Origin of the sequence: Kitasatospora sp. NPDC057512, from assembly GCF_042802135.1 — a bacterium.
Classification (GTDB): domain Bacteria; phylum Actinomycetota; class Actinomycetes; order Streptomycetales; family Streptomycetaceae; genus Kitasatospora.
This window is the reverse complement of record NZ_JBHVET010000473.1, coordinates 1-6,869: the sequence shown is the minus strand read 5'-3', so window position 1 is coordinate 6,869 and position 6,869 is coordinate 1. Positions and strand designations below refer to the sequence as shown.

The 6,869-nt window shown below is 76.0% G+C and carries 7 protein-coding genes; 3 read left to right on the top strand and 4 right to left on the bottom strand.

Going from position 1 to position 6,869, the window contains the following annotated elements; all coding sequences use genetic code 11:
- Positions 1 to 236: 236 nt before the first annotated feature.
- Together ACFU6K_RS26620 and ACFU6K_RS26615 are read left to right on the top strand one after the other, a co-directional pair.
- The gene (locus ACFU6K_RS26620; protein WP_380667101.1) at positions 237 to 1,031 is read left to right on the top strand and encodes an MBL fold metallo-hydrolase; all 795 of its coding nucleotides are present in this window, start codon (positions 237 to 239) and stop codon (positions 1,029 to 1,031) included.
- Positions 1,032 to 1,151: 120 nt separating this feature from the next.
- A complete protein-coding gene (locus ACFU6K_RS26615; protein ID WP_380667099.1) occupies positions 1,152 to 1,829 on the top strand; it encodes an NAD(P)H-binding protein in 678 nt (225 codons plus the stop codon).
- A 23-nt stretch (positions 1,830 to 1,852) separates the two neighbouring features.
- On the opposite strand, the gene ACFU6K_RS26610 is transcribed toward ACFU6K_RS26615, so the two are convergent.
- Entirely contained in the window at positions 1,853 to 3,058 is a 1,206-nt protein-coding gene (locus ACFU6K_RS26610; protein WP_380667097.1) for a serine hydrolase domain-containing protein, read from the bottom strand.
- 233 nt (positions 3,059 to 3,291) lie between these two features.
- Between ACFU6K_RS26610 and ACFU6K_RS26605 the strand changes: the two genes are divergently transcribed.
- Positions 3,292 to 4,029, top strand: a complete 738-nt coding sequence (locus ACFU6K_RS26605) for a MarR family transcriptional regulator (RefSeq protein WP_380667095.1) — start codon at positions 3,292 to 3,294, stop codon at positions 4,027 to 4,029.
- A gap of 55 nt (positions 4,030 to 4,084) precedes the next feature.
- Here the strand turns inward: ACFU6K_RS26605 and ACFU6K_RS26600 are convergent, their stop codons facing one another.
- The 3 genes from ACFU6K_RS26600 to ACFU6K_RS26590 form a co-directional block, all read right to left on the bottom strand.
- A complete protein-coding gene (locus tag ACFU6K_RS26600; protein ID WP_380667093.1) occupies positions 4,085 to 4,924 on the bottom strand; it encodes an alpha/beta fold hydrolase in 840 nt (279 codons plus the stop codon).
- 110 nt (positions 4,925 to 5,034) lie between these two features.
- Positions 5,035 to 5,991, bottom strand: a complete 957-nt coding sequence (locus ACFU6K_RS26595) for a helix-turn-helix transcriptional regulator (RefSeq protein WP_380667091.1) — start codon at positions 5,989 to 5,991, stop codon at positions 5,035 to 5,037.
- Positions 5,992 to 6,159: 168 nt separating this feature from the next.
- On the bottom strand, positions 6,160 to 6,693 hold the full coding sequence (locus ACFU6K_RS26590) for a pyridoxamine 5'-phosphate oxidase family protein (RefSeq protein WP_380667089.1): 534 nt from the start codon (positions 6,691 to 6,693) through the stop codon (positions 6,160 to 6,162).
- Positions 6,694 to 6,869: the final 176 nt, after the last annotated feature.

Genomic DNA, 6,869 nt, shown 5'->3' with positions numbered 1-6,869 from the left:
GCCTCACGGCCGTCTGACGGCCCGACAGACCATCTCGCGCGGGTGGAAGAGCCCCGCCGCCCCCTCGGGCAAGGGGAGGCGGGGCCCGGCCCTCCACCGCGTCCCCCACCGGCGGCGAACCGCGACGGCCCCGGCGGGAATCACCGGCCCCGCGGCACGGTTGCCACCGATGGCCCACGAACGGATCGTCCGTTCCCCACGGGCCCCATGACGCACCGTCACGAGAGGGGCAGCACATGAGGATCGGCGACATCGAGGTCCTGGCGGTCATGGACGGAGAGGGCACCGAGACCGCCGCCGAGATCCTCACCCGCCCCGGCACCGACGACCCGTGGGCCTGCCACCAGCACCACCGCGACCCCGACGGCACCCTCCACCTGCCCCTGGGCGGCTTCCTGGTCCGCAGCGCCGGGCGCACCGTCCTGGTCGACGCCGGCGTCGGCCCCCACGACGACGGCCGCTACCGCGGCGGCGCCCTGCTCGACTCGCTCGCCGCCCACGGCGTCACCCCCGCCGACGTCACCGACGTGCTCTTCACCCACCTGCACTTCGACCACGTCGGCTGGGCCAGCGTCCAAGGCCGCCCCGTCTTCCCGAACGCCACCTACCGCGCCCACCGCGCCGACTGGCAGCACTTCGTCACCGGCCCCGCCGCCACCCCCGAAGCCGCCGCCAAGCTCACCCCGATCGAAGGCCAACTGGAGCTCTTCGACACCGACTTCACCCTCGCCCCCGGCATCGACGCCCTCCACCTGCCCGGCCACACCCCCGGCACCACCGCCTACGTCCTGTCCTCCGGCGCACGCCGCGCCCTGCTGCTCGGCGACATCGCCCACTCCGTCGTCCAGTTCAGCGAACGCGACTGGCAGGTGGTCTGGGACCTCGACCCCGCCGCCGCCTCCGCCGTACGCAACCGCATCGCCGACGAGGCCGCCGACACCGACGACCTCCTCGTCGCCGCCCACTTCCCCGGCATGCGCTTCGGCCGCATCCTCACCACCGACGGCCACCGCCGCTTCGTCGCCGTCTGACCACCACCCGCCCGCCGCCGCGCACCGCCCGCCCCGCCCCGCCGCCGAGCATCGCCCGCCGCGCCCCGAAACGCGCGCCGGGTCACGGACGGGCGGGCACCGGCCCCGTACAGTGCCCGCATGTCGGTTGTGATCGCGGGCGGCCACGGCAGGGTCGCACTCCTGACGTCCCGTCTCCTCACCGCCCGGGGCCTACCGGTGACCGGGATCATCCGCCGCCCGGAACAGGCCGCCACCGTACGGGCCGCCGGCGCCCTGCCCGCCGTCGCGGACCTGGCCCGCGCCACCCCCGACCACCTCGCACCCCTGCTCACCGGCGCCCAGGCGGTGCTCTTCGCCGCCGGCGCCGGCCGCGGCGACGCCCCCGGACAGGCCAACCCCGTCGACCACGACGCACCCCTCACCCTCGCCGACGCCTCCCGACTCGCCGGAGTACGACGCTTCGTCATGCTCTCCGCCATGGGCGCCGACCCCGCCATCCACTACCCGCCCGACCCCCTCGTGGAGACCTTCCTACGGGCCAAGGGCAGAGTCGACCAGGACCTGCTCTCCCGCCCCGCCCTCGACTGCACCGTGCTGCGCCCCGCCTGGTTCCGCGACGGGCCCGGCACCGGCCGGGTCCACCTCGCCGAACGCACCGGCCCCGGCGAGATCGACCGGGCGGACGTCGCGGCCGTCCTCGCGGACCTGCTGACCGCGCCCGCCACCACCCCGCGCGTCCTGGAACTCGTCGCCGGCACCGTCCCCGTCCACGAGGCCGTCGCACGAACCGCCCTGCGCCTGGTCGCCGACCGCTGAGGGCGCCGGGGGACCGGGCCGGGTCAGGACCGGGGGCAGAACTCGGCCTCCAGTTCGGAGGTGAACACGGCGATCGGCCAACTGCCGTTGGTCCAGTCGCCGTTGACGTTCGTGGTGAGCAGGTGGCCGCCGTCGCGGGTTCCGAAGGTGTAGGTCCAGGAGCCGTTGATGGCGCCGCCCATGCCCCACAGGGTCGGTCCGCAGTCCAGGGTGACGGCTCCGACGCCGAGGCCGTACGCGGCGTTCGGGATCCACTTGTCGGGCGGTGTCGGGACCATCGTGAACATCTCCCGCTGCTGGGCGGGCGGCAGCAGCCGTCCGCCCAGCAGCGCGGCGAAGAAGGTGTCGAGGTCGCGGGCGGTGGAGACCATGTCGCCGGCGGCGTAGCCCCAGGAGGGGCTGAGCTCGGTCACGTCGTGGACGGGGGCGTCGGGGGCGGGGTCGTCCAGGCGGGTGTAGGCGCGTCCGTGCGGGCCGCGCAGGGCGGTGTCGTCGGGCCCGGGGGTGTAGGTGCCGCTCAGGCCGAGCGGGGTGATGAGGCGCCGTTCGACCTGCTCGGCCAGGCTGGTCCCGGTGACCCGTTCGACGATCAGCCCGGCGAGGACGTAGCCGGTGTCGGAGTACGTCCAGCCGGCGCCGGGGGCGAAGTCGGGGCGGTTGGCGGCGCCGATGCGCACGAGCCGCTCGGGCGTGTAGCGGTCGAAGCGGTGCCGCAGGAAGCCGGTGCCCGCGTTCTCGTCGCGGACCTTCTGGTCCATCGCGTAGTTGTAGACCCCGCTTGTCATGCCGAGCAGCTGCCTCACGGTGATCCGCTCCGGCTCGTAGCCGGGCCCGTCGAGGAGGCCGGGCAGCCACCGCTCCACGCTGTCGTCCAGGTCCAGCCGGCCCTCGGCGGCGAGCTGGAGGACGACGGTGGCGACGAAGGTCTTGGTGGTGCTGCCGATGCGGAACCGGTCCTGGGCGTGGCGGGGGCGCCCGGTGGCCAGGTCGGCGACGCCCGCGGCGCCGAACCAGGCGCGGCGCCCGTCGCGGACCTCGGCGACGATGCCGGGTACGCTGCCCTCGGTCACGGCGCGCTCCAGGACCCGCTGCACGGCGGGGTGCCCGTTCCGGGCGTCCGGGGCGTCCGGGGTCGCGGGTGCCGGCGTGGCGGCGGCGGTGCCGCCCGCGATCAGTGCGGCGGTCAGGGCGGTGGCGGTCAGCGCGGTGGCGCGCCTGGTGATTCCCATGCTGGTGTTCCCCCTCGGCGTGGCTTTCGTGGCCTGGGAAGACGTTAGGAGCGGCTTCACGGTCGGGTCAACGTCAACTCCATTGCCACAGGCGGTCCGTGCAGGTGGGAGCAGGGATATCCGTGCAATGGCCATGCCGACGAATGCAACAGTTGCCTGTGCTCCATTGCAACAGTCGCCGGGGTCGGCCGATACTGGGCCGACCGAGTCCGACCGAGGAGGGGCGGGGACGGATGCCCGGAGCCAGACTGACCCAGCAGGAGCGCCACCGGATCGCCACCGGGCTGGCCGAGGGGTGGGGGTACGGCGAGATCGCCCGGCAGCTCGGGCGGCCGACCTCGACCGTCACCCGGGAGATCGCCCGCAACGGCGGCCCGTCCGGGTACCGCGCCGACCGGGCGCAGCGGGCCACCGTCCAGCGCTCGCGGCGCGGGCGGGCGGCGGCCGGCCGGGAGGCCGTGGCGCAGCCGGCGGTGCCCGGGCGCGACATGGAGGAGGTCCGCCAATTCGGCGACCGGCTGGCCGAGTTCCTGGCGCTCGGCGGCATGCCCCGGATGACGGCGCGGGTGCTGGTCTGCCTCCAGCTCACCGAGGACGGCGCCCTGACGGCGGGCGAGCTGGTGCGGCGCCTGCGGGTCAGCCCGGCGTCCGTCTCGAAGGCGGTCGGCTACCTGGAGGTCCAGGCGCTGGTCCGCCGGGAGCGCGACGGGCGCACCCGCCGGGAGCGGTACGTCATCGACGACGACGTCTGGCACCGCGCGCTGCTGGCCAGTGCCGAGCGCAACGCGGTGCTCGCCGGGATCGCCCGCCACGGCGCCGAACTGCTCGGCCCGGCCACCGCGGCCGGGGCCCGGATGGACGGCGCGGCCGCGCTGCTGGACCGGATCGGCCGGGACATCGTCCGCGGCATCCGGCAGTGGCACGAGGAGAGCCGGCGCGGCCGGCAGGACGCCGGGGCGGGCGCGGGCTGAGCTTGCCTGCCGTGAGCGGCCTTCCGGCCCCGGCCGGGGCGCCGGGTGGTCAGGCTCACCCGGGCGTCGGCGCGGGGCCCGGCGGGTGGGTGTGGTCGAGGAAGGCGCGGACCTGGTGGGCGAAGGCGTCGGGGGCGTCCGTGTGGAGCCAGTGCCCGCTGTGCGGGATCACCGCCAGGCGGGTGTTCGGGCGTTCGCGGGCCATCCGGCGGGCGGTGGCGGGGGTGAGGAGGAAGCTGTCGGCGGCCCGCAGGAGCAGGGCGGGCTGGCGGGAGGCGTTCCAGACGGCCGTGGAGTCGCCGGTGAGGGCGTTCTGCGAGGCCGTCATGTCGGCGGTGTCGAAGAGGAACCCCCAGCCGTCGGGGAACTCGGCGGCGCTGTCCATGAAGTAGCCGGCCGGGACGCCGCGTTCCTCCAGCGCCCGCGCCAGGGCGCGGCGGGTCGGGGCCCGGCGGGGCCAGCCGGACACGTCCAGGACGGGGTGGGTCTCGGGCTCCCGGTTGAGCGTCGTCATGTCGGCGACCACGAGCGCCGCCACGAGCTCGGGGCGCCGGTGGGCGAGGTGGAAGGCGACCGCACCGCCCATCGAGTGCCCCAGGACGGCGGCCGGAGCCAGGCCGAGCGCCTCCAGGAACGCCGCCGCGTCCGCCGCGTAGGCGTCCGGGGTGAACACACCCCCGTTGTCGGACAGCCCGTGCCCGCGCTGGTCGAGGGCGAGGACCCGGTAGCGGCCGGCGAGCGCGGCGGCCAGCGGCGCGAAGATCCGCCCCCGCCCGAAGTGCCCGTGCAGGGCGAGCACGGCCGGCCCGGGGCCGCCGAAGTCCAGATAGGCGAACCGGCGCCCGCCGAGCCGGACGAACGACTCGGCGGGCCGGTCCGCAGGTCCGTCCGTCACCCGTACGCCCCCCTCTCTCTCGAAGTGCCGTGTGCGGCAGGGGAAAACCTATCCCGGGGGGCGCGGACGGCGGCGGGCCCGCTCCGGGGGCCGGTCAGGGGGTGGGGCGGTCAGGTGTAGAGGGCGGCGGCGCGGCGGGTCGCCTCGGCCAGGCGGGAGCGCAGTTCGGGCGGGTGGAGGACCTCGGCCTCCGGGCCCAGGCGCAGCAGTTCGAGGTAGCCGATGTCCCAGGTCTCGACCGGCAGGGTCGCGGTGACCCAGCCGTCGGCGTCCGCCGGGCCCGCGGTGGCCAGGGCGTCGGCGGCGGCGGTCGGCTCCAGCAGGGCGGCGAGGTTCTCGACGGCGAACGGGCTCAGCCGCACCACCGCCCGCTCGCGCAGCATGGCGCGGGTGAACTCCTGTGCCGCCGCGGCCCAGTAGTCGGCGAGGTCGAACTCCGGGTCGCGCTCGAACCGTTCGTCGCCGGCCTCGGCGCTCTCGAAGCGGTCGACGCGGTACGAGCCGACCCGGCCGGAGGTGCCGCGCGCCGCCAGGTACCACTGCCCGGCCTTCAGGACCAGGCCGTACGGCTCCAGCCGCCGCTCCCGGGTGCCGGAGCGCGCCGCGTAGCGGGCGTGCAGGACGCGGTCCTCCCACACGGCGCGCGACACCTCGGCGAGCAGCGCGGGGGTCGGGGCGTCGCGGAACCAGGCCGGCGCGTCGAGGTGGAAGCGCCGGGCGGCGGCCGCGGGGGCGTCGCCCAGGGCGGCGGCGACCTTCAGCCGGGCGGCCAGGGCGTGCCCGGCCAGGCCCATGTCGCGCAGCGGCCCCGGCAGCCCGGCCAGGTGCAGGACCTCGGCCTCGGCGCGTTCGAGGCCGGTCAGGCGGGTGCGGTAGCCGTCGACGAGCCGGTAGCCGCCGCCGCGGCCGCGCTCCGCGTACACCGGCACCCCGGCCTCCACCAGCGCGGCGACGTCGCGCTGCACGGTGCGCTCGGAGACCTCCAGCTCGGCCGAGAGCTCCGCGGCGGTCATCGTCCGCCGGCTCTGCAGGAGCAGCAGCAGCGCGATGGCCCGGCTCGCCCGCACGTCGCCCCTTTCCGTCGCCCGCCTGGTGTCGCCCGGTGGGCCCCGCCCGTCCGCCTGTGCCGCCTGTGCCGCCTGTGTCGGCTGTGTCGGCTGTGTCGGCTGTGCGGCGCGGTGGCCCGGTTCCATTGTCGCCGGGCCCGTGGCCGGGCGCGGGCGGGGCGGGCGGGGTCAGGCCCCGTCGGCCGCCGCGTCGAGCTTGGCGGGGTCGGGGGCGAACGCGGTCATCCACTGCGGGTGCAGCCGGTAGTAGACCACGTCGTTGTCCCAGTCGAAGGCGTCGTGGCCGTAGAAGTCCCGGAAGTACGCGAGCAGTTCGGGCCAGTCGGCGGCCGGCTCGCCGCCGTGCGGGTTGAGGAGCTCCGCGGTGCCGTGGGTGAACACGCCCAGGTCCTCCCCGCGCAGGTGCGCCGCGCTGACGGCGGGCCGGGCGGCGAGGTGCCGGGCCTTGGCGGCGCCGCGCGCGGTGCCGAAGTGCCACCTGCCGTGCAGGAAGTGCCCGTCCACGCCGCTGATCCGCGGCTCGCCCTTCGCCGTCACCGTGGACAGCGCGAGCGTGCACATGCCGGTGAGCACACCGGTGAGCTGGTCGGCGGTGAGCGTGCGCTCGCTGTTGATGATCGACCGCAGGTGCGCGGTGGAGTGGGCGAGCGAGGCGTCGAGGAGGGCCTGGAGCCGCTGGAGCTCCTCGGGTGTTTCGCGCATGGGGGTCCTTGTCTGTCCGTCGTTGCGGCCCGCGCCACACGGCACCGACCGGCGAACCCACTGTCCCCGTGAAACCCGACATCCTCTGTCGTGATTTCCCGCGCTGTCCTGCGGTTTCCGCGCGTCCTGCCGGCCGGCGGTGGGGGAGTGGGAAGTCGGCGGGGCCGACTTCCCAC